Below are 26,797 nucleotides of genomic sequence, written 5' to 3'. Positions count from 1 at the left end.
GTCAGGAGTGGGTCGGCTTGGTGAAGGCGAGGGCGGCAACCACCCCGAGGAGCAGCACAGCTGCGGGCAGCAGCAGCGCCTGCGACATCGCGCTGGCGAAGCCGTCGGCGATCTGCGGAGGCAGCTTCACGCCTGAGGTGCGCTGCGACATGTCCTGGGGCACCCCGGGCAGGTTGGCCGTCAGCCGCGCCTCGATGAGGGCCGCGATGGCCGCGCTGCCGAGGACTGCGCCGATCTGCCGGGTCGTGTTGTAGATGCCGGATCCGGCGCCTGCCGAGGACATCGGCAGGTTGCGCGTGGCGGTGGCGGCGAGCGGGGCCCACATGAAGGCGTTCGCGACACCCATCAGCGCCATGGGCACGAGCAGCAGCCACGTCGGGCTGTCCGTGGTCGTCACCAGACTGAGCAAGAACAGCGCGACCGAGCACAGGGCCAACCCGAACGCCGTGATGGCCCGCGGGTGCATGCGGTCGATGAGCCGGCCCGCGACCGGGGACAGTGCGCCGGCCAGCACCGCCATGGGCACGAGCAGCAGGGCCGACTGGGTCGGCGTCAGGCCGCGGACGACCTGGGCATAGAGCATGAACGGGAAGGCCATCGCCGTGATGGCGAACCCGACTGCGGCGATGGCGATGTTGGACAGCGAGAAGTTGCGGTCGCGGAACAGCCCGAGCGGCACGAGGGGTTCGGTCCGGATCCGGCTCTGCCAGTAGACGAACAGGCCGAAAACCACGATGCCCGCGGCGATGAGCAGCGGCACGGAGATGATCCCGGTGATGGTGCCCCAGTTGTAGGTCTCGCCCTCCTGGATGCCGAAGACGATGAGGAACATGCCGACCGCGGAGAGCGCCACCCCGATCCAGTCGAACGAGTGGCTGTGCGTCTGCAGCGTGGGCACGAGGCGGGCCGCGAGCACGAAGGCGGCGATGCCGACGGGGACGTTGATGAAGAAGATCCACTCCCAGCCGGGGCCGTCGACGAGCAGGCCGCCGACCAGCGGTCCGACGAGGATGGCGACGCCGGCGGTGGCGCCCCACAGGGACATCGCCTGGCCGCGGGAGGCCGCGGGGAAGGTGCGGGTGATGACGGCCATGGTCTGCGGCGTCATGAGCGAGGCCCCGACGCCCTGGACGATGCGGGCGATGATCAGCATCTCGATGGAACCGGTGAGGCCGCACCAGAGGGAGGCGAGGGTGAACAGCGCCAGCCCGCTCAGGTAGACGTACTTCGGCCCGATGCGGTCGCCGAGGCGGCCGGTGATGAGCAGCGGCACGGCATACGCGAGCAGGTAGGCGGAGGTGACCCAGATGACCGAGTTCACGTCGGCGCCCAGGCCCTTCATGATCGCCGGCGTCGCGACGGACACGATGGTCGAGTCGACCAGGATCATGAAGAACCCGATCACCATGGCCCACAGGGCCGGCCACGGGCGGTAGTCGGCGGGCAGGTCGGTACTCAGGGTTGCGGGTGCGGCCATGACAGGTCGCCTTTCTCGAGTCGGGTGAGGAAACCGTTGATCCAGTCCTGCTGGGCCACGGTCATGTGACGGATGTAGTCGGCGGTGACCCAGTAGGCCTCGGCGATCTCACGCGCCCTGGCCTTGTCGACGAGGCAGTCGATGTCGGACAGCTCGCCCTCGATGACCTTGAGGTGGTCGCGCAGGTCGGCGCAGACGGCACTGGCCGGGGCGTTGTGTGCCTCGGCGAGGGCCAGGGCAAAGCTGGGGAACTCGTTGACGGGCTCGCGCAGGATCTGCCGGATCCGCTCCACCAGCGACGTGCGGCCGAGCTCGGTGATGGCATAGGTGGTGCGCTCCGGCCGGTTGCCGGCGCGGGCGGTGCCGGTTGCCTCGGCCAGGCCGTCCTGGGTGAGGCGTTCGACCGTGCGGTACAGCGAGCCCGGGGTGACGCGGACGATGCGGTCCTCGTGGCGCTCGAGCAGCAGTTGGTACATCTCGTAGGGGTGCATGGCGCGCTCGTTGAGCAGTGCCAGCGCCGAGATGGCCAGCGGGGAGAGGGGCATCGGTGTCCAGGCGTCCGATCGTTCCGAGCGAAATATTCCACGCGGAATATAGACGTGGCCTCGCGAGATGGTCAACTCCCCGTGCAGTGCGCGCGCTGCCCTAGGCTCCCCTGCATGGCTCCCACGTCGGACCTCGGGGCACTCGAGATCGAGCTCAGCAGGCTGCTGCGCCGTGCCCGCAGCGCGCAGCAGCGCACCGCCCTGGACGTGCACCCCGACCTCGATTCCGCGGGGTATGCCGTGCTGGTCGCCATCCGTGACCTGGCCGCCACAGGCGGCGGCGCCCGGGGCGGCGACATCTCCGACCTGCTCGGGCTGCACAAGTCGACGACCAGCCGGAACCTCACCACGCTCGAGGACCTCGGCCTGATCGAGCGCATCCCCGACCCGGACGACGCCAGAGCCCGTCAGGTGCGGCTCACCTCCGCCGGTGCCGAGGCCCTGGAGCGCTCGGTGTCGGGTCGGCGCGAGCGGCTGCGTGCGCGCCTGGCGAGCTGGGAGGCGCAGGACGTCGCCGATCTCGCCCGCCTCCTGCGACTGCTCAACGACACCGCGCCCTAGGTCACACCTTTATCGGGTGTAGGGACAAAGGTGGCCTTCACCCCGAAACGGTTCCGGGGTGAAGCCCACCCTTTCGGGGTGGAGCCACCGCTGCGGCCGCTCGACTCCGGTCAGACGCTGATGCCTCCCCTCAACCGCGGGTGGAATCGCTCGGTTTGGCCCGATCGAACGCCACGACCGCCCGCACGCCGGGTGCGGCGTCCTCGAGCCACACCCGAGCGCCGTTGCGCCGCAACAGCTCTCGCGTGATGGGCAGGCCGAGGCCACTGCCGCCGCTGTCGCGGTCGCGAGCCTCGTCGAGCCGGGCGAAGCGGTCGAAGACGCGCTCGCGGTCGGCTTCGGGTATGCCGTGCCCGTCGTCGGTCACGACGAGCCACACGGAGTTGCCGTGACGCTCCCAGGACAGGGTCACGCGGGTGGCCGCGTGGCGCACGGCGTTGTCGACCAGGTTGCCGACGGCCCGGGTGAGGTCGTCAGGTCGCGCCTCGACGGTCGCCTCCCCGAGACCACCGGAGGTCTGGGCCCTCACCGGCACGCGAGCCGAGGTGTAGCGCCGCTCGGTGTCAGCCACCACCTGGGCGACCGACAACTCCGTCGCCTCGGAGAGCGAGCCCTCGGCGCCCGAGCGCGCCAGCACCAAGAGGTCTTCGACGAGGGCGGACAGGCGATCCACCTCCGGCAGCAGCTCGCCCGGCAGGGCGCCCCCTTCGCCGACGCGGGCGGCGACTTCCAGCTGGGTGCGCATGCTCGCCAACGGACTGCGCAGCTCGTGGGCCGCGTCGGCGACGAAGCTGCGCTGCTGCGCACCAGCGGACGCGAGGCGGGCGAGCATGTCGTTGAGCGTGGTCGCCAGGGCGCTGACCTCGTCCCGGGTGTCGGGCACCGGGAGCCGTTCCGTCGGGTCGGCGGCCGCACCGATCCGCTGGGCGCCCTGACGCAGGGACTCGACCGGACGCAGGGCCGAGCCGATGACCCGCCACGCCACGACGCCGAGCAGCGCGAGGAAGAGGGGGAGGAGCACCAGCATGAGCGTCCTCAGCACCCGACGGCTGTTGTCGAGGTCAGCCGTCGGCACCGCCGCCACCACGAGCACCCGTGCCGTCGCCGGTCCGGCCTCGAGTCCCGCCACCTGGAGCTCGCCCGAGAGCCCGGCGCGAGCGCCGGGCACTCGGAGTCCCGAGCCGCGGGCGACGAGCCGACGCTCGGCCGGGTCGACGAGCGGGGTCAACCGGTCGGCAGTCACGGAGGCGCCGACGACCCGGTTCTGCGGGTCGAGCACCTGGACCAGCTGGGCACCGCTCGCTGGCACCGGCTCGGGCAGGCGCCCCTCGTCCACGAGGATCGCGACGTCGTGCGCACTGGCCCTGGCCTCCGCGGTGGTGGCCCGGTCCAGCGCCGCGCCCATCGCGGCATACAGGACGATGCCGCCCACGAGCAGCGCTCCCGCGACGCCAGCCAGTCCGACGACCATGAGCCGCGATCGGAGGCTGCGCCGACCGAACCACCCGGTCATGCCCGCAACCGGTACCCGACGCCACGCACCGTCTCGATGCGGTCGCGACCCAGCTTGCGCCGCAGGTAGCCGATGTAGACCTCGACCACGTTGGGGTCGACCGTCTCGGCGGAGCCCCACACGTTGTCCAGGAGCGACTCCTTGGTCGAGACCGCCGGGTGCGCGCGCAGCAGGTGCTCGAGGACGAGGTACTCGGTGCGGGACAGGGCTACCACCGCGCCGGCCACCTCGACCCGACGCGAGGCGGGGTCGAGCCGGATGCCTCCGGCTGCCAGCGTCGTGGCGCGGGGCGCCGGGTCGCGACGGACCAGGGCCCGCAGCCTGGCGAGCAGGACGACGAAGGAGAACGGCTTGGTGAGGTAGTCGTCGGCGCCGTAGTCGAGCCCGTCGGCCTGGTCGTATTCGCCGTCCTTGGCCGAGAGGAGCATGACCGGCACCCAGTTCTCCTCTGCCCGGAGCGTCCGGACCACCGTGTAGCCGGACATCCTCGGCAGCATGACGTCGAGCAGGACCGCGTCGTACCCGCCGAACCGCGCAGCCTCCAGCCCACTCGGTCCGTCGACCGCCGTGTCGACCACGAACCCTTCTGCCACAAGGCCCTTCGCAAGGGCAGCGGCCATCCGGGGCTCGTCCTCGACCACCAGCACCCGCACCCCGCCACTGTGGCACGAGAGTCCCAGCCCTCAGCCCACATTCCCGGTCTGAAACCCTTAGAAAGTTCACAGGTCCCGCGCGGCAGGATGGACCCATGAGCCTGTTCACGGACCACCCTGCCGCCCGCTGGGCAGCACCCGCCGGTGCACTCGCCGTGATCGGTGCCGTCGCCCTCACGGCCAACCACGTCGCCAGCGCCGACCCGAGCCTGCCGCCGCGTTCCGCCGCGCAGCTGCTCGTCGACGTGCAGCAGGCCAACCTCAAGGGCCTGTCCGGCACCGTCGTGCAGACCTCCAACCTCGGCCTGCCCGACATCAATCTCGGTGGGTCGACCCAGGGCGGGTCGTCGTCACTGACCTCGCTGGTCTCGGGCACCCACACCTGGAGGGTCTGGCTCGCGGGGCCGCAGCAGCAGCGGCTCGCCCTGGTCGGCAGCCTCGGCGAGTCCGACGTGATCCGCAACGGACGCGACCTGTGGGTGTGGTCCAGCAAGGACAAGACCGCGACCCAGACGCTGCTGCCGGCCGAGGGTGCCAAGCCGGCCCCGACGCCCGACCAGCTGCCCAAGACACCGCAGGAGGCAGCCCAGCTTGCCTTGTCGGCGATCGAACCCACCACGAGCGTTGCCACCTCGGGTGCGTCCGTCGTCGCGGGGCAGCAGGCCTACGACCTGGTCCTCAAGCCCAAGGACACCGCCAGCCTCGTCGCCTCCGTGCGGATCTCGCTGGACGCCGTCCACCACGTGCCTCTGCGGGTGCAGGTGTTCTCCACCAAGACGGCCAACCCGGCGTTCGAGGTCGGGTTCACCCACGTCGACTTCGCCAAGCCGGCCGCTCGCCAGTTCGCCTTCAACCCTCCGCCCGGCACCAAGGTCACCCAGTCGACCTTGGGCAGCGATGCCGGCAAGGCGGCGGCGACCAAGCCCTCCGCACCGGGCTCCGCTCCCGCAGGCGCCAAGCCCAAGATCGTGGGCACCGGTTGGGCCACTGTCGTGGTCTCGCGCCTGCCCGACGCCTCGGCTGCCGGGTCCAGGGCGAGCCAGGGGGACCTCGCGGGCCAGCTGCAGCGCGTCCTCAGCCTGCTGCCCAAGGCGTCCGGCTCCTGGGGCACCGGTCACGTGCTCCAGGGCACCCTGTTCACCGTGGTCGTCACCGATGACGGCCGGGTCGCCGTGGGCGCCGTCGCCCCAGAGCGGGTGTATGCCGCGCTGGCGGCGAAATGACCCAGCTCACCACGGCGGGTGAGCAGGCTGCGCCGAGCGGGCGGGTGACCCCCGCGCGCCAGTTCGCGAGGTCCGACACAGGTCCGGGAGCATCACCCGAGACGGGCCTCGCGATCTCGACCAGGGGCCTGACCAAGCGGTTCGGCTCCCAGGTCGCCGTCGACGACGTGGACCTGCGTGTTCCCCACGGCGCGGTCTACGGCTTCCTCGGCCCCAACGGCTCCGGGAAGACGACGACCATCCGGATGCTGCTCGGACTGGTCGAACCCACCTCGGGCAGCCGGAGCCTGCTCGGGATGGCCATCCCGCAGCAGGCCACGATCGCCCTGCACCGGGTCGGCTCGCTCGTCGAGGGTCCGGCGTTCCACCCGTACCTGTCGGGGTGGGCGAACCTCGTGAGGCTCGACTCCGCGGACGTCCTCGCCGATCCCGGGACCACCCGAGCCCGCATCGGCACCGCCCTCGACCGGGTCGGCCTGACCGCCGCAGCCGGCAAGCGCTACCGCGCCTACTCGCTCGGCATGCGCCAACGGCTGGCCATCGCCGCCGCCCTCCTCGCGCCTCGCGACCTCCTCGTGCTCGACGAACCGACCAACGGGCTCGACCCACAGGGCACGCGCGAGGTGCGCTCGCTCATCGGGTCGCTCGCCTCCGACGGCACGACGGTCTTCGTCTCCAGCCACCTGCTCGCCGAGGTGGAGCAGATCTGCAGCCACCTGGGCGTCATGCGGGATGGGCGCCTAGTGGCACAGGGCACCACGTCGGAGGTGCGCGGCGGCGGCATCGTGACGCTGCACCTCGTGACCGCCCAGCCGGAGGAGGCTGCTGCGGTGCTGACCGGGCTCGGCGTGCAGTCGGTCACCGCGCACGCAGGTGAGGTGCGCGGCATACCCGGCGAGCTCGAGCCGGAGGCCATCGTCGCGGCGCTGGTCCGCGCGGGGGTCGGAGTGCGCTCGTTCACCGCGAGCTCGCCGAGCCTCGAGGACCTGTTCGTCTCGCTCACAGGGGAGGGCTTCGATGTCAGCGGCTGAGGTGCACGTGACCGGCTCCGGGGGCTCCGCAGGCGTGGTGACCCGTCCGAGGGGTCGCCGACTGTCGACGCGGCTGCTGCGGTCCGAGCTGCGCATCATCGCCGGGCGTCGACGCAACCAGGCGGGCCTGCTCGTCCTCGCCGCGGTGCCGATCATCATGGCGATCGCTGTCAAGGTGTCGGCGCCGCAGACAGGAGAAGGGCCCGACTTCCTCTCGTCGATCACCTCCAACGGCCTGTTCGTCCCGCTGGCCGCCCTCGGTGTCGAGATGGGGATGTTCCTGCCCCTGGCGATGTCGATGCTGTCCGGCGACGCCATCGCCGGCGAGGCCAACCTCGGCACCCTGCGCTACCTCCTCACCGTCCCCGTGAACCGCACCCGCTTGCTCCTGGTGAAGTACGCCTCGCTGTGCATCGGGGCGGTGTGGGGCATTGCAGCGGTGGCCGTCCCGGGTGCCGTGATCGGCATCGCGCTGTTCGGCACGGGTCCGCTGACCACGCTGTCGGGCACCCAGCTCGGTTTCGGCGCAGCGGTGTGGCGCGTGGTGCTGGTCATGCTCTACCTCGCGGCCGGGCTCGCCGGCCTCGCCGCCGTGGGCCTGTTCATCTCGACCCTCACCGAGGTGCCGATCGCCGCCGCGATCGCCCTGATGGTGTTCACGATCGTGTCGTGGATCCTCGACGCGGTGCCCCAGCTGGGCTGGCTGCACCCGTGGCTGCTCGTCGACCACTGGCTGGCGTTCGGCGACCTGCTGCGCGACCCGATGGCCGGTGGCGAGATCGGACGTGGCCTGTTCACTGCCGCCGGGTATGCCGTGGTGTTCTGGCTGGCCGCGTGGGCGCGGTTCGCGGGCAAGGACATCACCAGCTGACGCAGCCGAGTCGGCTTGGCGTGACGAGGGCCACGGGGCTTGGCGGTACCGGGGCTACCGATCGGTAACTAGGCTCTCGGCCATGACGACGCTCTCCGGCAAGACCATCATCATGTCCGGCGGCAGCCGTGGCATCGGCCTGGCGATTGCCGTGCGGGCCGCCCGCGACGGCGCGAACATCACCCTCATCGCCAAGACCGACAAGGCAGACCCGCGACTCGTCGGCACGATCCACACCGCGGCCGAGGCGATCGAGGCGGCCGGCGGCAAGGCGCTCGCGGTGGTGGGCGACGTGCGCGACGACCAGACCCTCGCAGATGCGGTCCAGCAGACGGCGGACGCCTTCGGCGGGATCGACATCGTCGTCAACAACGCCAGCGTGCTCAACCTCAGCCCCACTGCGACGCTCGACCCCAAGCGCTACGACCTGATGCAGGACGTCAACGTCCGCGGCACCTTCATGCTGACCAAGGCGGCCCTCCCGCACCTGCTGGCCTCGCCGGACCCCAAGGTCCTGACCCTGTCGCCGCCCATCAACCTGGACCCGCGCTGGTTCGCCGGCCACCCGGCATACACGATGGCGAAGTATGGGATGACCCTCGCGGCACTGGGTTTCGCCCACGAGCTCGGCCAGAAGGGCGTCTCGTCCACCTGTCTGTGGCCGGCGACCCTCGTCGCGACGGACGCGATCGGCAACCTGCCCGGCGGCGACCAGATGGTCAAGGTGAGCCGCAAGCCCGACATCGTGGCGGACGCCGCCTGGGAGATCCTCACCACCGAGGGCCAGGGCCTCAACGGCCAGACCGTGATCGACGAGGACCTGCTGCGTGCACGCGGCGTCGCCGACTTCGCGGCCTACTCGATGACGGGCAGGGACGAGGGCCTGGCGCCCGACCTCTTCCTCAGCTGACCCGATCGAGCGTATGCCGCGGCGCTGGCCCGGCGCGTCGCTCGCCCTGCGCGTCGCTCGACTAGAGCTCGCGGAGGTGGCCGTCCTCGACGTGCCAGCGACGGGTTGCGTTGAGGTCGGCCAACATCCGACGGTCGTGGGTGACGAGCAGGACGGTCCCGCCGAACGAGTCGAGCGCCTGTTCCAGCTGCTCGATGGCGGGCAGGTCGAGGTGGTTGGTGGGTTCGTCGAGGACCAACAGGTTGACCTCGCGCGCCTGCAGCAGCGCCAGGGCCGCGCGGGTGCGCTCGCCGGGTGACAGTGAGTCGGCCGGCCGGTGCACGTGCTCGGCGCCGAGCCCGAACTTCGCGAGCAAGGTGCGCACGTCGGCGTCCGGCCACGTCGGGAGGGCATCCCCGAACGCCCGGGCCAACGGCTGGTGCCCGACGAAGAGCCCACGAGCCTGGTCCACCTCGCCGACCCGGACCGACGACCCGAGGCGGGCTGTCCCTGCGTCGACGGGGATCGTGCCGAGCAGGACGCCGAGCAGGGTCGTCTTGCCCGAGCCGTTGGCGCCGGTGACGACGATCCGGTCGGCCCAGTCCACCTGCACGTCGATCGGCCCGAGGGAGAAGTCCCCCCTCCGCACGACCGCTCCCGCAGCCGAGGCCACGACCGAGCCGGAGCGCGGAGCAGCCGCGATGGTCATGCGCAGGTCCCATTCCTTGCGCGGCTCCTCGACCACCTCGAGGCGTTCGATCATGCGCTCGGTCTGTCGGGCCTTGGCGGCCTGCTTCTCGGCCGACTCCGCGCGGAAGGCCGGGATGAACTTGTCGTTGTCCGTGGCCTTGCGACGCGCGTTGCGGACGCCCACCGCCATCCAGTTGCGCTGGGTCACCGCACGCTGCTGGAGCCGGCCCCGGGTGTCGGCGTACTCCTCGTACTCCTCGCGCGCGTGCCGCCGCGCTACCTCGCGCTCGGCGAGGTAGCTGTCGTACCCGCCCTCGTAGACCCCCACCTGCTGCTGGGCCAGGTCCAGCTCGACGACGCGGGTGACCGTGCGGGCCAGGAACTCGCGGTCGTGGCTGATGATGACCGCCGGGCTGCGCAGCCCCGCGACGAACTGCTCAAGCCGTTCGAGGCCGTCGAGGTCGAGGTCGTTGGTCGGCTCGTCGAGCAGGAGCACGTCGTAGCGCGACAGCAGCAGGGCCGCCAGTCCCGCCCTGGCGGCCTGTCCACCGGAGAGGGCGGTCATCGGCATGTCCAGATCGACCCCGAGCCCGAGCGAGGCGACCGTGGTGGCCGCGCGCTGCTCGAGGTCCGCGCCACCGAGCGCGAGCCACGTCTCCAGCGCCGCGGCATACCGGTCATCGGCCCCCGGCGTCGGATCGGCGAGGGCGTCGGCGGCGGCGTTCATCGCGTCCTCGGCGTGGCTCACGCCGGTGCGGCGCGCGATGAACCCGGCCACGGTCTCGCCGGGTCGACGCTCCGGTTCCTGGGGCAGGTGCCCAACGGTCGCGCTCGCCGGGGTCAGCGTGACCGCGCCCTCCTCCGGCTCCAGCTCGCCGGCGAGGAGCCTCAGCAGCGTCGACTTGCCCGCGCCGTTCGCTCCGACGAGCCCGACGACGTCGCCGGGACCGACGATCAGGTCGAGTCCGGCGAAGAGTGCTCGCGCGCCGTGCCCGGCGGCGAGGTTGGTGGCCTGAAGTGTGGTGCTCATGTCCCGACGGACGGTACCCGTAGCCCACCGCCCGCCGACACCGGGTTTGGTGTGCGCCGACGGTCGGGAGCACCTGGGTTGTGGGATGCCCGCGTGAGCGGTGGGATGACAGGCATGACAACGCTGTCGCACACCGCGGGTGAGACCGACGTCCCGCTCCTGGAGCAGACGATCCCCGACAACCTGGATGCGACCGTGGCCCGGTTCGCGGACCGCGACGCGCTGGTGGACGTGGCCCAGGGGATCCGCTGGACGTATGCCGAGTTCGCGGCCGAGGTGGACCGGCTAGCCCGTGCGCTGCTCGCCAGCGGGGTGACCAAGGGCGAGAGGGTCGGCATCTGGGCGCCGAACTGCGCGCAGTGGACCGTGGTGCAGTACGCCACCGCCAAGATCGGCGCGATCCTGGTCAACATCAACCCGAGCTACCGGACGCACGAGCTGGAGTTCGTCCTGAAGCAGGCCGGCATCTGCGCCGTCTTCCTCGCCGAGTCCTTCAAGACCAGCGACTACGTGGCGATGCTCGAGGAGGTGCGGGCGAGCTGCCCCGGTGTCCGCGACTCCTACGTCTTCGGGCAGGCCTCGTGGGATGCCCTGCTGTCGCGGTCCGACGAGGTCACGTCGGAGCAGGTCGCGCAGGTCCAGGCGACCCTCGATCCCCACGACGCGATCAACATCCAGTACACGTCGGGCACCACCGGCTTCCCCAAGGGCGCCACCCTGTCGCACCGCAACATCCTCAACAACGGCTTCTTCGTGGGCGAGCTGTGCCGCTACACCGAGGCCGACCGGGTGTGCATCCCGGTGCCCTTCTACCACTGCTTCGGGATGGTGATGGGCAACCTCGCCTGCACCACCCACGGCGCCGCGATGGTGATCCCTGCGCCCGGTTTCGATCCGGCTGCAACGCTCAAGGCGACGGCCGACGAGAAGTGCACCTCGCTCTACGGCGTCCCCACGATGTTCATCGCGGAGTGGTCGCTCCCGGACTTCGCGGCATACGACCTGTCCTCGGTGAGGACCGGGATCATGGCCGGATCGCCTTGTCCTGCAACGATGATGACCAAGCTCATCGACGCCGGGATCACCGAGATGACGATCTGCTACGGGATGACCGAGACGTCACCGGTCTCCACGCAGAACCGCACCGACGACACCTTCGAGCAGAAGGTCGGCACGGTCGGCCGGGTCGGCCCCCACCTCGAGATCAAGGTCGTCGACCCGGTGGCGGGAGAGACGCTGCCGCGCGGTGAGGCCGGCGAGTTCTGCACCAAGGGTTACTCGGTGATGCTGGGCTACTGGGAGCAGCAGGACAAGACCGACGAGGTGCTGGTCGACGGCTGGATGCACACCGGCGACATCGCGGTCATGGACGATGACGGCTACGTCCAGATCACCGGCCGGATCAAGGACATGGTCATCCGAGGTGGGGAGAACGTCTACCCGCGCGAGATCGAGGAGTTCCTCTACACCCACCCCGACATCCTCGACGCCCAGGTGATCGGGGTGCCCGACGAGAAGTACGGCGAGGAGCTGTGCGCCTGGATCCGCATGCGGGAGGGCGCAAAGCCGCTCGATGCCGAGTCCGTTCGAGCGTTCGCGACGGGCAAGCTCGCGCACTACAAGATCCCGCGCTACGTCACGATCGTCGACGAGTTCCCGATGACCGTCACCGGCAAGGTCCGCAAGGTCGAGATGCGTGAGAAGTCAGTGGCTGAGCTGGGCCTTGGTTGAGGCTGGCTCGGCACTGGTCGGGTGGTCTGCTCTGGCAGTTGGGTGGCTGGGCCACCAGAACCCCTCGCCGAGCAGGCTGACGACCGCAGGGACCAGGACCGACCGCACGAGCAGCGTGTCGAGCAGCACACCGAACCCGACGATCACACCGATCTGGGCCAGCTGCACCAGTGGCAACACGCCGAGGACCGCGAAGACCGCTGCGAGCAGGATCCCGGCGCTCGTGATCACCCCGCCGGTCACGGCCAGGGCCGTGACGATGGACTCGCGCGCGGGCGCGCCGCCGGACGCCTCCTCGCGGGCTCGGGTGGCCAGGAAGATGTTGTAGTCGACACCCAGCGCCACGAGGAAGAGGAAGGCGAGCAGTGGCGTGCTCACGTCGAGTGGCGGGAAGCCCAGCAGGTGCTGGAAGGCGAACCAGCTGGCGCCCATGCTGGCGACGTAGGTGGCCACGACGGTCGTCACGAGGACCAGTGCGGCCACCACGGAGCGCAACAGCACCAGCAGGACGACGAGGACGATCCCGAGGATCAGGGGGAACAGCAGCAACCGGTCGCGCTCGGCGGTCGTGCGCGCATCCAGCGACTCGGCGTCGGACCCGCCGACGACCGCGTTGGCGCCGGGCACCGCGTGAACTGCCTTGCGCAGTGCCCTGACCTGGTCGAACGCCGCCGGCGTTCCCGGGTCCGCGGTCAGCACCACGTCGAGCTGGACGAGTCGCGCATCGCTGCCGGCAGTGCGCACGGTCTGGACGCCGGGCACCAACTTCGCTGCCGAGGTCACGGCATCGGTCGACGCCCGGTCGGCCACGACGACCGCGGGGTCGCTCGTGCCAGCCGGGAATGCCCTGGCCAGCTGCTCTTGTCCCACCACGGCCTCCGGCTTGTCGAGGAACTGCTCCTGCGGCGACTGGCCCACCGACAGGCCGGTGCCGCCGAGAGCGAGGACGGCGAGCACCACTACGGACCCCAGCCCTACCAGGAGGGGGCGGCGGGTGACTGCTTCTCCGATCCGCCGCCAGGCTCCAGCGTGGCTGGGGTCGAGCGTGCCGATCCGCGGCACGAAGGGCCAGAAGAGTCGCCGGCCGAACAGCACCAGCGCTGCGGGGAGGAACAGCAAGGCGTAGGCGAGCGCGATCGCGATCCCCGTGGCACCGGCATAGCCGAGGGACTGGGCGAACGGGTCGTCGGCGAGACCGAGGCTGAGGAGGGCGAGGACCACGGTGCCCCCACTGGCGAGGATCGCCGGCGCGGCGGAGTGGAGGGCGGCGCGGATGGCCTCATGGCGGTCCTCGGTGCGGCGCAGCTCCTCCCGGTAGCGCGCGATCAGTAGCAGGGCGTAGTTGGTCCCGGCGCCGAAGACGAGGACCGAGGTGATCCCCGTGACGGCCCCGTCAGCCCGCAGCTCGGTGGTCCGGCTGAGGAAGGCGATGGCCTTGCTCGCCACCTGGTCGCCGGTGCCGACGACGGTCAGGGGCACCAGCCAGAGCCACGGGCTGCGGTAGGTGAGCAGCAACAGGATGGCGACGACCGCCGCGGTGGACCCGAGCAAGCGGATGTCAGCGCCGTCGAACACGGCCCCGATGTCGGCGGAGAAGGCCGGACCGCCGGTGACGGTCGCGGAGATGCCCTCGGGTAGACCCGTGTTGACGCCCTGGCGCAGCGCGGCGACCGCCTTCGAGACGTCGTCGTCGGCGAGGTCGGCGCGCAGAGGCACGATGACCAGCGCGGTCGAGCCGTCGTCCGACACCAGCGGCGGGATGCCACCGGCGCCGGCCGCGGCGCCCTGGGCGGGCGAGCCGCCCGAGCCGCCCGAGCCGCTGCCGGCGTCCTGGCTCGCCGGGGCCCAGGCCGACACGGCAGCTGTGCCACGGTCACGCGACTGTTCCACGGCCCGGAGGGCGCCCGCGTCGAAGCTGGCCCCGTCGCGGGTGTAGACGACGACGGCCGGCGAGACGCCGCTCGACGGCAGGCCGTCTCGCAGCACAGCCGCCCTCGCGGCCTCGGCACTCGCGGGCAGGGATGCCGCGGTGGTCGAGACCGGAGCCGGTTCGCCGGCGAACGCGAAGGCAGCCCCAGAGACGAGCAGTGCAAGCACCACGGTGGCCCACTTCGTGCGGGGGGTGGCGAGCGCTCCGAGGGCGCGGGCGGCCGGTCCGAAGAGCCCGTGGTCCACAGCCCCTCCTGCGTCTTGTCGGTTATGGAACAGTTCTATGATGGAAATACTAGACTGCTGGCATGACGACGCGCCAGCCCGAGGGCCATGACTCCCGCGAGCCGGTGCCTGCTGCCATCGTCGACGCGCTCCGCGCCTTCACCACGGCGATGGGTCGTTACATCGACGTGCATGGCGGGGCCGTGGGGATGCACCGCACCGACCTGGTGGCGCTCGGGCACGTCATGGACGCCGGCCGGCAGGGGGAGCACCTCACCCCCACCGAGCTGGCGGCGGCCCTCAACCTCAGCGCGCCGGCCACCTCCGCGCTCCTGACCCGCCTCGAGTCCGTCGGGCACGTCCAGCGCACCCACGCCAGCAGCGACCGCCGACGGGTCTCGATCGAGATGACCGACGACGCCATGGCCGTCGGGCGGCGGGTGTTCGGGCCGCTCGCGGTGGAGATGCTGGCGGCTATCAACCGCTACGACCGGCAGGAGCAGGAGCTGGTCCTGCGTTTCCTCAACGACGTCCTCGACGCCACTGGACGAGCGGCTCGCCCGGACTGACGTGGACGCTCCGCACCGGCCCCAGCCCGCAGCCGGAGCAGCGGCCTGAGGGCGCATGTGGGGCGCTGACCTGCGCAAACGGCCACCTCGGCGGTGGACGTTTGCGCCGGGCTGCCCTAGGTTGCCAGTGCCGGGGACCCCCTTCCGGCCCAACCCAGGAGGGCTCATGAAACCCATCGTCTGGATCATCGTCATTATCGTCGCCGTGGCTGTCGTCGCCTGGCTGGTCATGATGAACAGGAGCCGCCAGCTGGAAACCCGTCGCGAGGAGGCCGCCGACCTGCGGTCCGAGGCTGAGCAGCACGACCGCGACCACCGCGAGCGGGACGCTGCAGCAGCCGAGGCCCAGGCGCAGGCCGAGAAGGCCAGGGCCGAGGCGCAGGAGCAGCAGGCCCGGRCTGTCCAGCTCGAGTCGGAGGCCCAGCGACGGGCCGAGGACGCCGAGAGGGCGCGCGAGAACCGCGACGAGCACCTGCGCGCGGCTGACGAGCGCGACCCCGACGTCGACGTGTCCGAGAACGTGTCCGCGACCGAGGCCGAGAACCAGGCCGAGACCGTGGACGCTGACCGAGCCGGCGACCGCGAGGCCGGGACCGTGGACGCTGACCGAGCCGGCGACCGCGAGGCCGAGACCGTGGACGCTGACCGCGAGGCCGCCGACCGCGAGGCCGCCGACCGCGGGGACCGTCGCCCGCAGGTCTGACGGCACCCGAGGCCCGGTCAGCAGGCATGCCTGCGGCCGGGCTTCGTCGTCGGCGAGCGGTGGGGGAATGGGTTGACGGGCGCGCTGGTTCTACGGGATAGTTGAAATTCGAACTAGATCGGGAGTGCCCATGCCTGCTGTCTCCGTCGCCGACCTCACGGTTCTGCCGCGCGTCCCCGCGCCGGGCGCCATCGCCGAGCAGCGCCGCGTCCGCTCCGTGACCAGCGCCCCGAGTGGCCTCGAGGGGGAGGGGTTCCCGGTCAAGCGCGCCTTCGCCGGTGTCGACCTGCGCGACCTCGACCCGTTCATCCACATGGACGAGATGGGCGCCGTCGAGTATGCGCCGGGCGAGCCCAAGGGCACGCCCTGGCACCCGCACCGCGGCTTCGAGACGGTCACCTACATCATCGACGGGATCTTCGACCACCAGGACTCCTTCGGTGGTGGCGGCACGATCACCGACGGCGACACCCAGTGGATGACGGCCGGTTCGGGGATCCTGCACATCGAGGCCCCGCCGGAGCACCTCGTCGTCAGCGGTGGGCTGTTCCACGGTTTCCAGCTCTGGGTGAACCTGCCGAAGGTCGACAAGCTGAAAGCACCGGCATACCAGGACCTGCGGTCGAGCGAGGTCGGGCTGCTGACCTCCGCCGACGGCGGCTCCTTGCTGCGCGTCATCGCCGGCGAGGTCGGGGGAGTGCAGGGTCCCGGCTCGACCCACACCCCCATGGCGATGGTGCACGCGACCGTGGCTCCCGGTGGCGAGCTGTCCCTCCCGTGGCGTCGCGACTTCAACGCCCTCGTCTACGTCATGAGCGGTGACGGCTTCGTGGGCCCCGACCAGACGCCCGTCGGTCCCGGACAGCTCGCCGTCTTCGGACCCGGCGACGCCATCCAGCTCTCCTCGGCCCGCACCCAGCAGGAGCGGTATGCCGCGGGGCTCGACGTCGTCGTGCTCGGCGGCCTGCCCATCCGCGAACCAGTCGCCTGGGCCGGCCCGTTCGTGATGAACACCGAGGCAGAGGTCCGCAAGGCCTTCGAGGACTACCAGGCCGGCCGGCTCGGCCAGCCCGTCCCCCACGGCGACGTCGGCGGCGCCAGCGCCTGACCGCGCACCCGGGCGGCGGCATCGCCCGCCCGCTCGAGTCTGAAGGATCGTGGGGACCCTGGCCCGGCAGATCCTTCAGACTCGGGGCGCCGGAGCCTGCTGCGGCACTGCCGCTGGCGCCGCGGCATACCGGTCGCGCAGCTGGCGGTAGAAGCGGCTGGTGAGCGCGTAGGCCGTCAGGGCCAGGCCCAGCAGCCCGGCCAGGACGAACACCAGGGCGATCCCTCGCGTCGGCCCCGTGCCGAACCACGAGCCGATCCACTCCGCGCCCAGCCCGTCGGTCATGAACGGGATGAAGGCGAACTGGGCCAGCGGGCTGATCAGGAACGCGGTCAGTGGCGAGGCCGACTGCTCCACGCTCTGGGCGAACCCGAAGACCCGCCCCTGCCGCTCGTAGGGCACGACCTTCTGCAGCACCGTCTGCTCGGAGGCCTCGACGTACGGAACGAGCGCCATGTAGACGACCATCCCGACCGCCAGCCAGATGATCGAGTTGCGCATCGGGAAGACCACGGTCGTCGTCCACAGTGCCAGGTTGATGAGCAGGATCAGCCGCACCGGATTGGAGGACAGGCCGGTGCGCGTGATGAGCAGCCCCGCGATGATCAGGACGCCGGACAGGGCGCCCCACAGGAACCCCCACGTCTGGACCGACACCATCGACAGGCCGTAGGCGTCCATGAGGGCCATGAACACGCCGCCGAGAAAGTTGTTGATGGTCGAGAACACGACGAGCGCGGGCATGCCCGGTATGCCGCGCACGACCTTCACCGTGCCCGCCAGGTCGACCTTGCGGTCGCCGCCGCCGTCGGCCGCCGAGTCGACGTCGGAGGGGACCTTCACGAAGGGGAGGTGCACCAGTGCGAGCCCGATGACCACGAGGGCCAGGACCAGCACGCCCAGCATGCCGTTGGCGCCGACGAGCAGGCCGCTGATCACCGACGTGACGAGGAACGACACCCCCGACGTGGTGCCTACGAGCCCGTTGGCGCGGTCGCGCTGGTGCTCTGGGACGAGCGCGGTCACCACGGTCGGCAGCGCGATGGTGCGCAGGTTGCCCGCGATCATGCCGGTCATGAGGAGGACCACGAAGACCCACAGGCGCAGACTCGTCGGGTCGGTGAACTCCTCGCGCGGCGTGACGAGATAGAGCCCGAACGAGGCGGCGTAGAGGACCAGTGAGGCGAGGGCCGACCCCTGCATGACGGCTTTCTTGGAGTGGTGGTCGACGAGGCTGCCGAACCAGATCCCGGTGAGCATCGTGGCCACGAGGAAGATGCCGGCGATCATGCCCGTCGCGAAGACCGAGCGCGTCTCGAGGTAGACGAAGAACGTGATGGCGAACCAGACCGTGAAGTTGATGACCGAGACCAGCAGCACGTTCGCGAGCAGCTGCACGAACGTCGGCATGAAGGGGTCGCTCCACCGCAGCCGGTTGCGGCTCGCTTCGGGGTGCGTTCGGTCCGTCACAGGTCCTCCTCGGGGTCACCAGTATCGACCTGCGCCGGTCGGCGAACTCATCGCAGTTTTGCACTGTCGGACGAGTTACGATACGGTACGTAGCGTATTGAAAGGAGTGAGTGACATGACCCGTTCCACCACCCGAACCCGTACCCGCGCCGCCGAGCGCGCCGGCCGCCACTCGCGCGGCCACGCCGGCAAGTACCCCCACGACTACCTGCACACCGACCGCACGTACGCCGAGACCCAGTCCGACATCGGCGGCGGCCTCTTCCTCGGTGCGATCACGCTCATCGCCCTGATGACCCTGATCGTGATCGGCCTCGTCTGAGCCGTCCCCCCGCACCGCCTCGCGCCCGTCGTCCAGCCAATGGACGGCGGGCGCGACTGTCGTCACGTTGCGGCGCCATTGCTGCGGTGCAGCCAATAGGTTTGGCGGCGTCGCGCGACGTTTGCGCGGCGTCAGCTGCGTCATGCGGCGTTCCACGGCCTTCCAGCGACGGGAGCAGTAGTGCGGATCGGTGTTCCAGCAGAGTCCAAGCCGGGCGAGACCCGGGTCGCCGCCACGCCCAAGACTGTGGGCCAGCTGGTCGGCCTCGGGTACGACGTGGTGGTCGAGGCGGGCGCCGGCGCGCGGTCGTCGTTCTCCGATGACGCGTATGCCGCGGCTGGAGCTTCCGTGGTCAACGGCTCGGTGGTCAAGGGCTCGGGGGTCAATGGCTCGGCGGTCGATGACTCAGACGCGTGGACGAGCGACGTCGTGCTGAAGGTCAACGGGCCCACCGACGAGGAGATCGGGCGGTTGCGTCCCGGCTCGCTGTTCGCCTCGCTCATCTCGCCTGCCCTCAACCCTGCGCTGGTCGACAAGCTGACCGCTGCGGGCGTGACGGCGCTCGCGATGGACGCGGTGCCCCGCATCTCGCGTGCGCAGTCCCTCGACGTCCTGTCGTCGATGGCCAACATCGGCGGGTACCGCGCGGTCATCGAGGCCGCGCACGAGTTCGGGTCGCTGTTCACCGGCCAGGTGACCGCGGCCGGCAAGGTCCCGCCCGCCAAGGTGCTGGTCGTCGGTGCCGGGGTGGCCGGTCTCGCAGCGATCGGCACGGCCAGCAGCCTGGGTGCGATCGTCCGGGCCTTCGACGCGAGGTCCGAGGTCGGCGAGCAGGTCGAGTCGATGGGTGCCGAGTTCCTGCGGATCGCGGTCGACGACGAAGGCCCGTCGGCCACCGGCTACGCCAAGGAGATGGGCGAGGACTTCAACCGCAAGGCGGCCGAGCTCTACGCCGAGCAGGCCAAGGACGTCGACATCGTCATCACCACCGCACTCATCCCCGGCAAGCCGGCCCCACGCCTCATCACCGAGGAGATGGTGGCGTCGATGAAGCCCGGCTCGGTCGTCGTCGACATGGCCGCCTCCAACGGCGGCAACGTCGCCGGCACCGTGGCCGACCAGATCGTGACCAGCGCCAACGGCGTCAAGCTGATCGGCTACACCGACCTGCCCGGGCGGCTGCCCACGCAGGCGAGCCAGCTGTTCGGCACCAACCTCGTCAACCTGCTCAAGCTGCTCACGCCGGGCAAGGACGGGCGCGTCGTCCTCGACCTCGACGACGTGGTCCAGCGCGGCATGACCGTGTGTCGTGACGGCCAGACGCTCTGGCCGCCCCCGGCCGTGCAGGTCAGTGCGGCACCGGCCGCGGCGGCCACGGCCGCGCCCGAACCGAAGGCGCCGAAACCCCCGCCGGACCCGCGGCGCAAGTACGCGGTGATGGCCCTGGCCGCCGTCGTCTTCGGCCTCGTCGCGGCGAACTCGCCCGCGGTCTTCCTGGGCCACTTCACCGTGTTCGCGCTCGCGGTCATCGTCGGCTTCTACGTCATCTCCAACGTCGCCCACGCCCTGCACACCCCGCTGATGGCCGAGACCAACGCGATCAGCGGCATCATCCTCGTCGGCGGCGTGCTCCAGCTCGGCAGCTCCAACGCCCTGATCCAGGTCCTCGCGTTCCTCGCCACGCTCGTGGCCAGCATCAACATCTTCGGAGGGTTCGCCGTGACCGGCCGGATGCTCCAGATGTTCAGGAAGGACTGAACCGGTATGAGCGGCAACGTCACCAACAACCTGGTGCAGGCGGCATACATCGTCGCGGCTGTGCTCTTCGTGCTCTCCCTCGCGGGGCTCTCGAAGCACGAGAAGGCCAAGGAGGGCAACGCTTTCGGCGTGGCGGGCATGGTCCTCGCGCTCGTCGCGACCATCTGGCTCTCGGTCGACCGCGCGGCCCACCCCGTGCTCACCCTCGGCCTCATCGTCGGCGCGATGGCCGTCGGCGCGGCGATCGGGCTGTGGCGGGCGCGGGTCGTCGAGATGACGCAGATGCCCGAGCTGGTCGCGATGTTGCACAGCTTCGTCGGTCTGGCGGCGGTGCTCGTGGGCTACAGCTCCTTCCTCGAGTCCCGCGACGCCGGGACCGACGACAAGCTGCACCTCGTCGAGGTCTTCCTCGGTGTCTTCATCGGTGCGGTGACGTTCACCGGGTCGATCGTGGCGTTCCTCAAGCTCAGCGCACGGATCAAGTCCTCACCGCTGATGCTGCCGGCGCGGCACTGGCTCAACCTTGCGGCCCTGGTCGTGTCGGCCGGGCTGCTCTTCTGGTTCGTCCAGTCCCACTCGGTCGTCCCACTGCTGCTCATGACGGTCATCTCGCTGGCGTTCGGCTGGCACCTCGTCGCCTCGATCGGCGGCGGGGACATGCCCGTCGTCGTGTCGATGCTCAACAGCTACTCCGGGTGGGCCGCGGCCGCGGCGGGCTTCATGCTCGGCAACGACCTGCTCATCGTCACGGGCGCGCTCGTCGGCTCCTCCGGTGCGATCCTCTCCTACATCATGTGCAGGGCCATGAACCGCTCCTTCTTCTCCGTGATCGCAGGCGGATTCGGCCAGGAGGTGTCCGTCGGCGACGACAAGGACTACGGCGAGCACCACGAGACGATCGCGGCCGACGTCGCGGAGCTGCTGCGCGACGCCTCGACCGTCGTCATCACGCCCGGCTACGGCATGGCCGTCGCCCAGGCGCAGTACCCGGTCGCGGAGCTGACCAGCCAGCTGCGCAAGAAGGGCGTCAACGTCCGGTTCGGCATCCACCCCGTCGCGGGTCGCCTGCCCGGGCACATGAACGTCCTGCTCGCCGAGGCCAAGGTGCCCTACGACATCGTCCTGGAGATGGACGAGATCAACGGCGACCTGTCCGACACCGACGTCGTCCTCGTCATCGGCGCCAACGACACCGTGAACCCGTCCGCCGCGGAGGACCCCACCAGCCCGATCGCGGGCATGCCGGTCCTCGAGGTCTGGAAGGCGCGCAACGTCGTCGTGTTCAAGCGCTCGATGGCGACCGGCTATGCAGGAGTGCAGAACCCGCTGTTCTTCAAGGAGAACAGCCAGATGCTCTTCGGGGACGCCAAGGAACGCGTCGAGGACATCATCAAGGCTTTGTGAGGTCGTTGCCCCGGCGAGTTTGAAGGATCTGGCGGGTCCAGACCCGGCAGATCCTTCAGACTTGCGGGCTCCACGATCAAGCGGGCGGTGGGTGGCCCTGGTCGGCGACGACGCAGAACTCGTTGCCCTCGGGGTCGGCCATCACCTGCCACCAGGAGTCGATCGCCTCGAGCAGGTCGGTGACGGGATCGCCGATCCGCCTGCCCCCCAACGCCTCCAGCCGTTCGACCAGCGCGGGCACCCCGAGCTCGAGTGGCGGGTGGACGTCGACGTGCATGCGGTTCTTGCCGGCCTTTTCCTCCGGCACGCGCTGCAGGATGAACACCGGCCCCGGCGGCTCACCCTCGCGCGGCCGCAGCACCTCGAACTCCGGCAGCGAGAACACCGCGTCGTAGCCGAGCGCCGCCGTCCAGAACGGCACCAACAGGGACAGGTCACGTCCGTCGAGGACGACCGAAAGCCTCATAGCGCGAGTATGCCGCGTGGCCACCGCGGAGCCGCATGCTCACCCTCGCATCGTGTGTGCCTGGAGCGGGGCTCGGCAGGAATGGTGGTCTACCGGATCTGCCAATGTGCGGATGTTCGCGCAGCGCTGGTGGCAGGGGTCGGCCATGGCGATAGGGAGGGCAGGCAGGGGTGGGGACTGGAGGCTCGGTCGCGGGCAGAGTTGGGTCCAGCCGCTGACGCGGCTATCGATGTGCTGGAACTGACTGAGTTCGCTTGGCACGACCGCCACGCCGAATTTCCGCCAGACGCCGGGCTACGCTCCTCATGTGTCGACAACACGTCACAGGATGTATCGCACCGAGCAGGAGTGGACCGTTGCACTCGCCCTGTGCGCGTTGGCGCCCAACGCGCTTGCCTTGGCCAACGTGGCGGGCTGGATCGGGCACGAGGAGGTCACCAACGAGTTCAGCTCGATCTATTTCCTGAGCCTGCCCTTCACGTTGGGCTTTGGAGCCTGGGCCCTGGTCAGATCGACTCGAACGCTCAGTGATTACAGTGCAGCCGGCCTCCGTGAGCGCTTTTTCGGCGTGCTGGCGTGCATCCTGAGCGTTCCGGCCGTCATCCTCAGCGCATTCGGCTTGTTGGCGATCGGTGGCGGGGGTGGTGGATAGAGACTTCTCGACCCGAGTGCCAGCGGACTTCTGCGTAGCGGAGTTCCGCGACGAGGAGCGTCGTCACCTGCTGGTTGTCGAGGAGTCCTGCTAGGAGTCAATGTCCGCTCATGCCGCGGTCCGCGGGGTCGTCTCGATCTGCGGGCGAGTGCTCTTCGTTGCGACGCCCAGGTCGGCGTCGATCTTCCGGTACAACGGTGTCGTATTTGGTTGTCGCCGTTCGTGGCACAGGTGAACGCGGTCCACGGGGTCCGCAAGAGCAGAAGGAGCAGTGATGGCCGAGTACCTCATCTACTTCAACCAGCAGTGGGTGGGCGACCACACGGAGGAGTGGTTCCGCGGGCGCGGACCGCTCGCCATGGCGGTCGTGGATGAGATGAAGGCTGCAGGCGTGTACGTCTTCGCCGGCGGGCTGGAGGAAGACGGCCCGGTGTACAGCGCCGACCCCTCCAGTGGCACGGCGATGATCACCGACGGTCCCTACGTCGAGAGCAAGGAGTTCCTGGGTGGTTTCGCCGTGGTGGACGTTGCCGACGACGAGGCTGCCACGTTGTGGGCCGGACGGCTCGCGGAGGGATGTGGATGGCCCCAGGAGGTGCGCCGGTTCGGGGCCCAGCCTCAGCCCGAGTGACACCGGCTTCGGGGCCCACGGAAGAGCACTCAGCTGCCGCGTTCAGCGACGAGAGGCTGCTGTTACCGCTGGCCCCACTGCTGCTTGGGGTCCAGGAGCGGTCGGAGCTCTGGGAGCTGCGGCCACCGCGCCCCGCCGGTGTGCGCCGCGACGTGGACGGCGAGCAGAGGTCCCGTTGTCCCGCTCAGCCGGAGAGGTTCGTCAGCGTTGCGCCAGATGATGTCGATCCGCCAAGGGCTGTCGTCCAGCGTGAGCTCGTAGAGGGCCAGATCGGTGAACCAGAAGGAGATCCAGCCGCGGAGGCGGTGGTTGACCAGCAGCCGGTCGGTCGTGGCCACGATCGAGGCGCTGTGCCTGTCTCCCCACTGTGAGGTGGGCAGGGCCGGGTACAGGCGTTCGTAGGTCGCGATCGTGCGCAGGGTGGCCGTCTCGTGGGGGGCCAGGCGCACGGGCAACCCGTCGAGGACCGGGAGGGGCTTGGATGACTGCAGGGCGGCGGCATACCTCCTGGCATGCACCCAGTCGCGGTTGCCAGCGGCCGTCGCCAACCATGCTCCTCCCTGCACCACGCTCCGTCTCCAAGCCCGTGTCGTGGGAGCGCGTCCCTGGTTGCGCGGTGATCCGGCGAAACGGCGGGCGGCGGGGTTGCGGGGGTGCGGTGCCGCCCGCCGTTTCTGGTGACCGACCATTCCCCCCAATGGTTTGTCATCCATGGAGACGCCGCAGGGCACGGAAAAGTGACGTGGTGCGAGATGCTCGTGGAGCGTAAGGGGAACGGCGGGCGGGTTTGCGGGTGCCGCCCGCCGTTCCTGACCGGCATCGTCACAATGGTCGGTCAACCAAGAAGACGTCGGGCATCCGCGATAGTGACGCGGCGTGAGCATGAAGTTTTGGCGAGGGGCCTGGCCCCTCGCGCGCAGGGGTCCACTGCAGGTTCCGGGCGCGACTCAGGTGCTCGTCATGCTCGGGAGCTGCCCCTCCTTGGCCTTGCCCGACAGCCGGCTGTTGCGCACGCCGTAGGTGAAGTAGATGAGGAAGCCCAGGGCCATCCAGACGATGAAACGAAGCCACGTCTCGACGGACAGGTTGAGCATCAGGTAGACGCTGATCAACGCGGCCACGATCGGGAGCACCGGTGAGAAGGGCACCGTGAAGGACCTCTTGAGGTCGGGTCGCCTGTTGCGCAGGACGGGCACCGCGACCGACACCAGGGCGAACGCCGAGAGCGTCCCGATGTTGACCATCTCCTCGAGCTTGCCGATGGGGGTCAGGCTCGCGATGAGGGCGATCGCCGCGCCGATCATCACGGTCAACCGGACAGGGGTACCCGTCTTGCGGTTCGTGCGACCCAATACCGGCGGCAGCAGCCAGTCGCGCGACATCGCAAAAGTGACCCTGGTGGCACCGATGATCAGCGTCATGACGACGGTCATCAGGCCGGCCACCGCTCCGGCCGCGATCATCGTGGCGAACCCGGGCTTGCCGACCGACTCGAACGCCGAGGCGAGCGCCGCCTTGGGATCGATCTCGGTGTACTTGACCATGCCTGTGATCACGAGGGTCGTGGCGACGTAGAGGACCGTGCAGATGACCAGCGAGGCGATGATGCCGATCGGGAGGTCACGCTGGGGGTTCTTGGCTTCCTCCGCGGTGGTCGCCACGACGTCGAAGCCGATGTAGGCGAAGAACACGATCGAGGCTCCGGCGACGATGCCCGCGATGCCGTAGGTCGACGGAGTCACCCCGAAGAGCACTTGGATGAGCGGCGCGTGGATGCCCTCAGAGGTCTTGCCGGACACCGAAGCCGGGATGAACGGCGAGTAGTTGGCCGACTTGATGTAGCCGATCCCCGCGATGATCACGAAAAGGACGATGAACAGCTTGACGCCCACCAGGACGAGGTTGACGCGCAGCGACTCCTTGATGCCGATGGAGATCAGCGCCGTGAGCGCGACGACGAGGATGAAGGCCAGCAGGTCGAAGTGCGACCCCGGTGCCAAGCCCGCGGGCACGGTCAGGCCGAGCTTGTCGAGGAGCAGGGTGGCGTACTGCGACCAGCCCTGGGCCACGACGCTGGCGCCGAGCATGAGCTCCAGGAGCAGGTCCCAGCCGATGATCCACGCGACCAGCTCGCCGAGGGAGGCGTAGGAGAACGTGTAGGCCGATCCGGACACAGGCACCGTGGAGGCGAACTCGGCATAGCAGAGCGCCGCCAGGGCGCAGCAGATCGCGGCGATGACGAACGAGATCGCGATGGACGGTCCGGCGTAGTCAGCTGCCGCCCGACCCGTCAGCGTGAAGATGCCGGCGCCGATGATGACGCCGATCCCGAAGACGGTGAGGTCGAGGGCAGTCAGCTTCTTCTTGAGCTGGTACTCCGGCTCGTCGGTCTCGCGGATCGACTGCTCGATCGACTTGGTCCTCATGACGGACATCGCATCGCCTCCCGGCTCGGACGGTTCGCCGCTCTCGCGGCCCGGTCCGGGACAGGCTAGCGGCGCCTTCCCGACCTCGCTCCTTGGAGGAGGCGAGGGTGAGACGTCAGTCGTCCCAGTCGCGCCGCGGTCGGATCGGGATCGGACCGGTCTCCGCGGAGCGGTCCCGAGCCCTCAGGTCGGGGCTGCGATACAGCGAGTCCGTCGGATCCTCAGAGGCCGGGGAGGGTTGCCGGGGCGAGTGCCGCGGGTCGTCCCACCCGGCATACGGATCGGGTATGCCGGGTGCCGGCCTCTGCTCGTCGTCCCACCGGTGCTCGCGGCTGGACTCGCCCCGGTACGAGCCGCCGTACACGCCGCCGTGCTCGCCGCCGTACTCGTCGACGTCGAGTCGAGCGTGGTCGGCGACGCCGAAGATCTCCGCGCAGATGGCGCGGTAGTGCTCATCGGGCTCGGGGACCCAGTTGACCTCGCGCAGCGCCTGGTCCTGGCCGGCCGACTCCATGACGAAGCGGCCGTAGCCCAGGATCCGCCCGGGGACGGACCGCTCGTAGGACATGTCGGTGACCTTCATCAGCGGCATCATCGACACCTTCCGGGTGATGAAGCCGTAGAACAGGAGCAGTCGCTTGTCGGTGGCCACGAACCAGTCGTGCCGCCACTGCGCCAGTTCGTAGGCCATCCGTGCGACGACCGCGAACCACGCCCACCACACCGCCGTGCTGAGGAACCCCAGTGCGGGGTCGATCCGGGCGTCCACCCAGAACGCGAAGACGCAGCCCAGGACCGCCGAACCGACCGGTTCGGCGACCTTGCCCCAGTGCTGGTGCACCGCAGTGACGAGGCGCTCGCCGTCCAGCAGGTAGCGGTCGAGCTCCTCGTGGCGCCGGTCTGAGGCAGCCATCGCGCCC

At 70.0% G+C, this 26,797-nt stretch carries 25 protein-coding genes; 14 read left to right on the top strand and 11 right to left on the bottom strand.

The window, feature by feature from the left end; all coding sequences use genetic code 11:
- Position 1: 1 nt before the first annotated feature.
- Positions 2-1,477: a DHA2 family efflux MFS transporter permease subunit gene (locus tag AC1DWR_RS16240; RefSeq protein WP_477624787.1), complete on the bottom strand. Its 1,476-nt coding sequence runs from the start codon at positions 1,475-1,477 to the stop codon at positions 2-4.
- A complete protein-coding gene (locus AC1DWR_RS16235; protein ID WP_477624786.1) occupies positions 1,456-2,022 on the bottom strand; it encodes a PadR family transcriptional regulator in 567 nt (188 codons plus the stop codon). Before AC1DWR_RS16235 ends, AC1DWR_RS16240 begins: the two co-directional genes overlap by 22 nt.
- Before the next feature lie 114 nt (positions 2,023-2,136).
- Between AC1DWR_RS16235 and AC1DWR_RS16230 the strand changes: the two genes are divergently transcribed.
- Complete coding sequence (locus AC1DWR_RS16230; RefSeq protein WP_477614472.1) at positions 2,137-2,583, top strand: MarR family winged helix-turn-helix transcriptional regulator; 447 nt, start codon at positions 2,137-2,139, stop codon at positions 2,581-2,583.
- A 130-nt stretch (positions 2,584-2,713) separates the two neighbouring features.
- Here AC1DWR_RS16230 and AC1DWR_RS16225 read toward each other — a convergent pair whose 3' ends face one another.
- The gene (locus AC1DWR_RS16225; RefSeq protein ID WP_477624785.1) at positions 2,714-4,096 is read right to left on the bottom strand and encodes a sensor histidine kinase; all 1,383 of its coding nucleotides are present in this window, start codon (positions 4,094-4,096) and stop codon (positions 2,714-2,716) included.
- Positions 4,093-4,749, bottom strand: a complete 657-nt coding sequence (locus AC1DWR_RS16220) for a response regulator transcription factor (RefSeq protein ID WP_477624784.1) — start codon at positions 4,747-4,749, stop codon at positions 4,093-4,095. Before AC1DWR_RS16220 ends, AC1DWR_RS16225 begins: the two co-directional genes overlap by 4 nt.
- 95 nt (positions 4,750-4,844) lie before the next feature.
- Between AC1DWR_RS16220 and AC1DWR_RS16215 the strand changes: the two genes are divergently transcribed.
- From AC1DWR_RS16215 to AC1DWR_RS16200, 4 genes are all read left to right on the top strand, one after another.
- Complete coding sequence (locus AC1DWR_RS16215; protein ID WP_477624783.1) at positions 4,845-5,972, top strand: LolA family protein; 1,128 nt, start codon at positions 4,845-4,847, stop codon at positions 5,970-5,972.
- On the top strand, positions 5,969-7,003 hold the full coding sequence (locus AC1DWR_RS16210) for an ABC transporter ATP-binding protein (protein WP_477624782.1): 1,035 nt from the start codon (positions 5,969-5,971) through the stop codon (positions 7,001-7,003). The genes AC1DWR_RS16215 and AC1DWR_RS16210 overlap by 4 nt, the downstream gene beginning before the upstream one ends.
- Positions 6,990-7,874, top strand: coding sequence for an ABC transporter permease (locus AC1DWR_RS16205; protein ID WP_477624781.1), 885 nt, complete (start codon positions 6,990-6,992; stop codon positions 7,872-7,874). The genes AC1DWR_RS16210 and AC1DWR_RS16205 overlap by 14 nt, the downstream gene beginning before the upstream one ends.
- An 82-nt stretch (positions 7,875-7,956) precedes the next feature.
- Positions 7,957-8,784 (top strand): SDR family oxidoreductase, encoded by an 828-nt coding sequence (locus tag AC1DWR_RS16200; RefSeq protein ID WP_477614478.1) that lies wholly within the window; start codon positions 7,957-7,959, stop codon positions 8,782-8,784.
- 61 nt (positions 8,785-8,845) lie between these two features.
- Here the strand turns inward: AC1DWR_RS16200 and AC1DWR_RS16195 are convergent, their stop codons facing one another.
- The gene (locus AC1DWR_RS16195) at positions 8,846-10,483 is read right to left on the bottom strand and encodes an ABC-F family ATP-binding cassette domain-containing protein (RefSeq protein ID WP_477624780.1); all 1,638 of its coding nucleotides are present in this window, start codon (positions 10,481-10,483) and stop codon (positions 8,846-8,848) included.
- A 105-nt stretch (positions 10,484-10,588) separates the two neighbouring features.
- On the opposite strand from AC1DWR_RS16195, the gene AC1DWR_RS16190 reads away from it, so the two are divergent.
- Complete coding sequence (locus AC1DWR_RS16190; RefSeq protein ID WP_477624866.1) at positions 10,589-12,214, top strand: AMP-binding protein; 1,626 nt, start codon at positions 10,589-10,591, stop codon at positions 12,212-12,214.
- Here the strand turns inward: AC1DWR_RS16190 and AC1DWR_RS16185 are convergent.
- On the bottom strand, positions 12,188-14,389 hold the full coding sequence (locus tag AC1DWR_RS16185) for an MMPL family transporter (protein WP_477624779.1): 2,202 nt from the start codon (positions 14,387-14,389) through the stop codon (positions 12,188-12,190). The two genes, AC1DWR_RS16190 and AC1DWR_RS16185, sit on opposite strands and share 27 nt — an antisense overlap.
- Before the next feature lie 62 nt (positions 14,390-14,451).
- Here AC1DWR_RS16185 and AC1DWR_RS16180 point away from each other — a divergent pair, with 62 nt between their 5' ends.
- From AC1DWR_RS16180 to AC1DWR_RS16170, 3 genes are all read left to right on the top strand, one after another.
- Positions 14,452-14,937, top strand: coding sequence for a MarR family winged helix-turn-helix transcriptional regulator (locus AC1DWR_RS16180; RefSeq protein WP_477624778.1), 486 nt, complete (start codon positions 14,452-14,454; stop codon positions 14,935-14,937).
- Between the two features lie 166 nt (positions 14,938-15,103).
- A complete protein-coding gene (locus AC1DWR_RS16175) occupies positions 15,104-15,640 on the top strand; it encodes a hypothetical protein (RefSeq protein ID WP_477624777.1) in 537 nt (178 codons plus the stop codon).
- A gap of 130 nt (positions 15,641-15,770) precedes the next feature.
- Entirely contained in the window at positions 15,771-16,748 is a 978-nt protein-coding gene (locus AC1DWR_RS16170; protein WP_477614483.1) for a pirin family protein, read from the top strand.
- A gap of 75 nt (positions 16,749-16,823) precedes the next feature.
- Here the strand turns inward: AC1DWR_RS16170 and AC1DWR_RS16165 are convergent, their stop codons facing one another.
- Positions 16,824-18,218: an MFS transporter gene (locus AC1DWR_RS16165; RefSeq protein WP_477624776.1), complete on the bottom strand. Its 1,395-nt coding sequence runs from the start codon at positions 18,216-18,218 to the stop codon at positions 16,824-16,826.
- A 115-nt stretch (positions 18,219-18,333) separates the two neighbouring features.
- On the opposite strand from AC1DWR_RS16165, the gene AC1DWR_RS16160 reads away from it, so the two are divergent.
- The 3 genes from AC1DWR_RS16160 (at position 18,334) to pntB (ending at position 21,702) form a co-directional block, all read left to right on the top strand.
- On the top strand, positions 18,334-18,540 hold the full coding sequence (locus AC1DWR_RS16160) for a hypothetical protein (protein ID WP_477614485.1): 207 nt from the start codon (positions 18,334-18,336) through the stop codon (positions 18,538-18,540).
- A 180-nt stretch (positions 18,541-18,720) separates the two neighbouring features.
- A complete protein-coding gene (locus AC1DWR_RS16155) occupies positions 18,721-20,298 on the top strand; it encodes a Re/Si-specific NAD(P)(+) transhydrogenase subunit alpha (RefSeq protein ID WP_477624775.1) in 1,578 nt (525 codons plus the stop codon).
- A gap of 6 nt (positions 20,299-20,304) precedes the next feature.
- Positions 20,305-21,702, top strand: a complete 1,398-nt coding sequence (gene pntB, locus AC1DWR_RS16150; RefSeq protein WP_477624774.1) for a Re/Si-specific NAD(P)(+) transhydrogenase subunit beta — start codon at positions 20,305-20,307, stop codon at positions 21,700-21,702.
- A gap of 76 nt (positions 21,703-21,778) precedes the next feature.
- Here the strand turns inward: pntB and AC1DWR_RS16145 are convergent, their stop codons facing one another.
- Positions 21,779-22,168, bottom strand: coding sequence for a VOC family protein (locus tag AC1DWR_RS16145; RefSeq protein WP_477614488.1), 390 nt, complete (start codon positions 22,166-22,168; stop codon positions 21,779-21,781).
- Between the two features lie 328 nt (positions 22,169-22,496).
- On the opposite strand from AC1DWR_RS16145, the gene AC1DWR_RS16140 reads away from it, so the two are divergent.
- The gene (locus tag AC1DWR_RS16140) at positions 22,497-22,820 is read left to right on the top strand and encodes a hypothetical protein (RefSeq protein ID WP_477624773.1); all 324 of its coding nucleotides are present in this window, start codon (positions 22,497-22,499) and stop codon (positions 22,818-22,820) included.
- Positions 22,821-23,094: 274 nt separating this feature from the next.
- Positions 23,095-23,451 (top strand): YciI family protein, encoded by a 357-nt coding sequence (locus tag AC1DWR_RS16135; protein WP_477624772.1) that lies wholly within the window; start codon positions 23,095-23,097, stop codon positions 23,449-23,451.
- 62 nt (positions 23,452-23,513) lie between these two features.
- Here the strand turns inward: AC1DWR_RS16135 and AC1DWR_RS16130 are convergent, their stop codons facing one another.
- The 3 genes from AC1DWR_RS16130 to AC1DWR_RS16120 form a co-directional block, all read right to left on the bottom strand.
- Positions 23,514-23,999, bottom strand: coding sequence for a hypothetical protein (locus tag AC1DWR_RS16130; RefSeq protein WP_477624771.1), 486 nt, complete (start codon positions 23,997-23,999; stop codon positions 23,514-23,516).
- Positions 24,000-24,398: 399 nt separating this feature from the next.
- On the bottom strand, positions 24,399-25,886 hold the full coding sequence (locus AC1DWR_RS16125) for an amino acid permease (RefSeq protein WP_477624770.1): 1,488 nt from the start codon (positions 25,884-25,886) through the stop codon (positions 24,399-24,401).
- 106 nt (positions 25,887-25,992) lie between these two features.
- Positions 25,993-26,790, bottom strand: a complete 798-nt coding sequence (locus AC1DWR_RS16120) for a PH domain-containing protein (RefSeq protein ID WP_477624769.1) — start codon at positions 26,788-26,790, stop codon at positions 25,993-25,995.
- Positions 26,791-26,797: the final 7 nt, after the last annotated feature.

Source organism: Pedococcus sp. P2_E2, from assembly GCF_056403955.1.
Note: the sequence above shows the minus strand (reverse complement) of the source record. Positions and strands in the feature narration are given on the sequence as shown.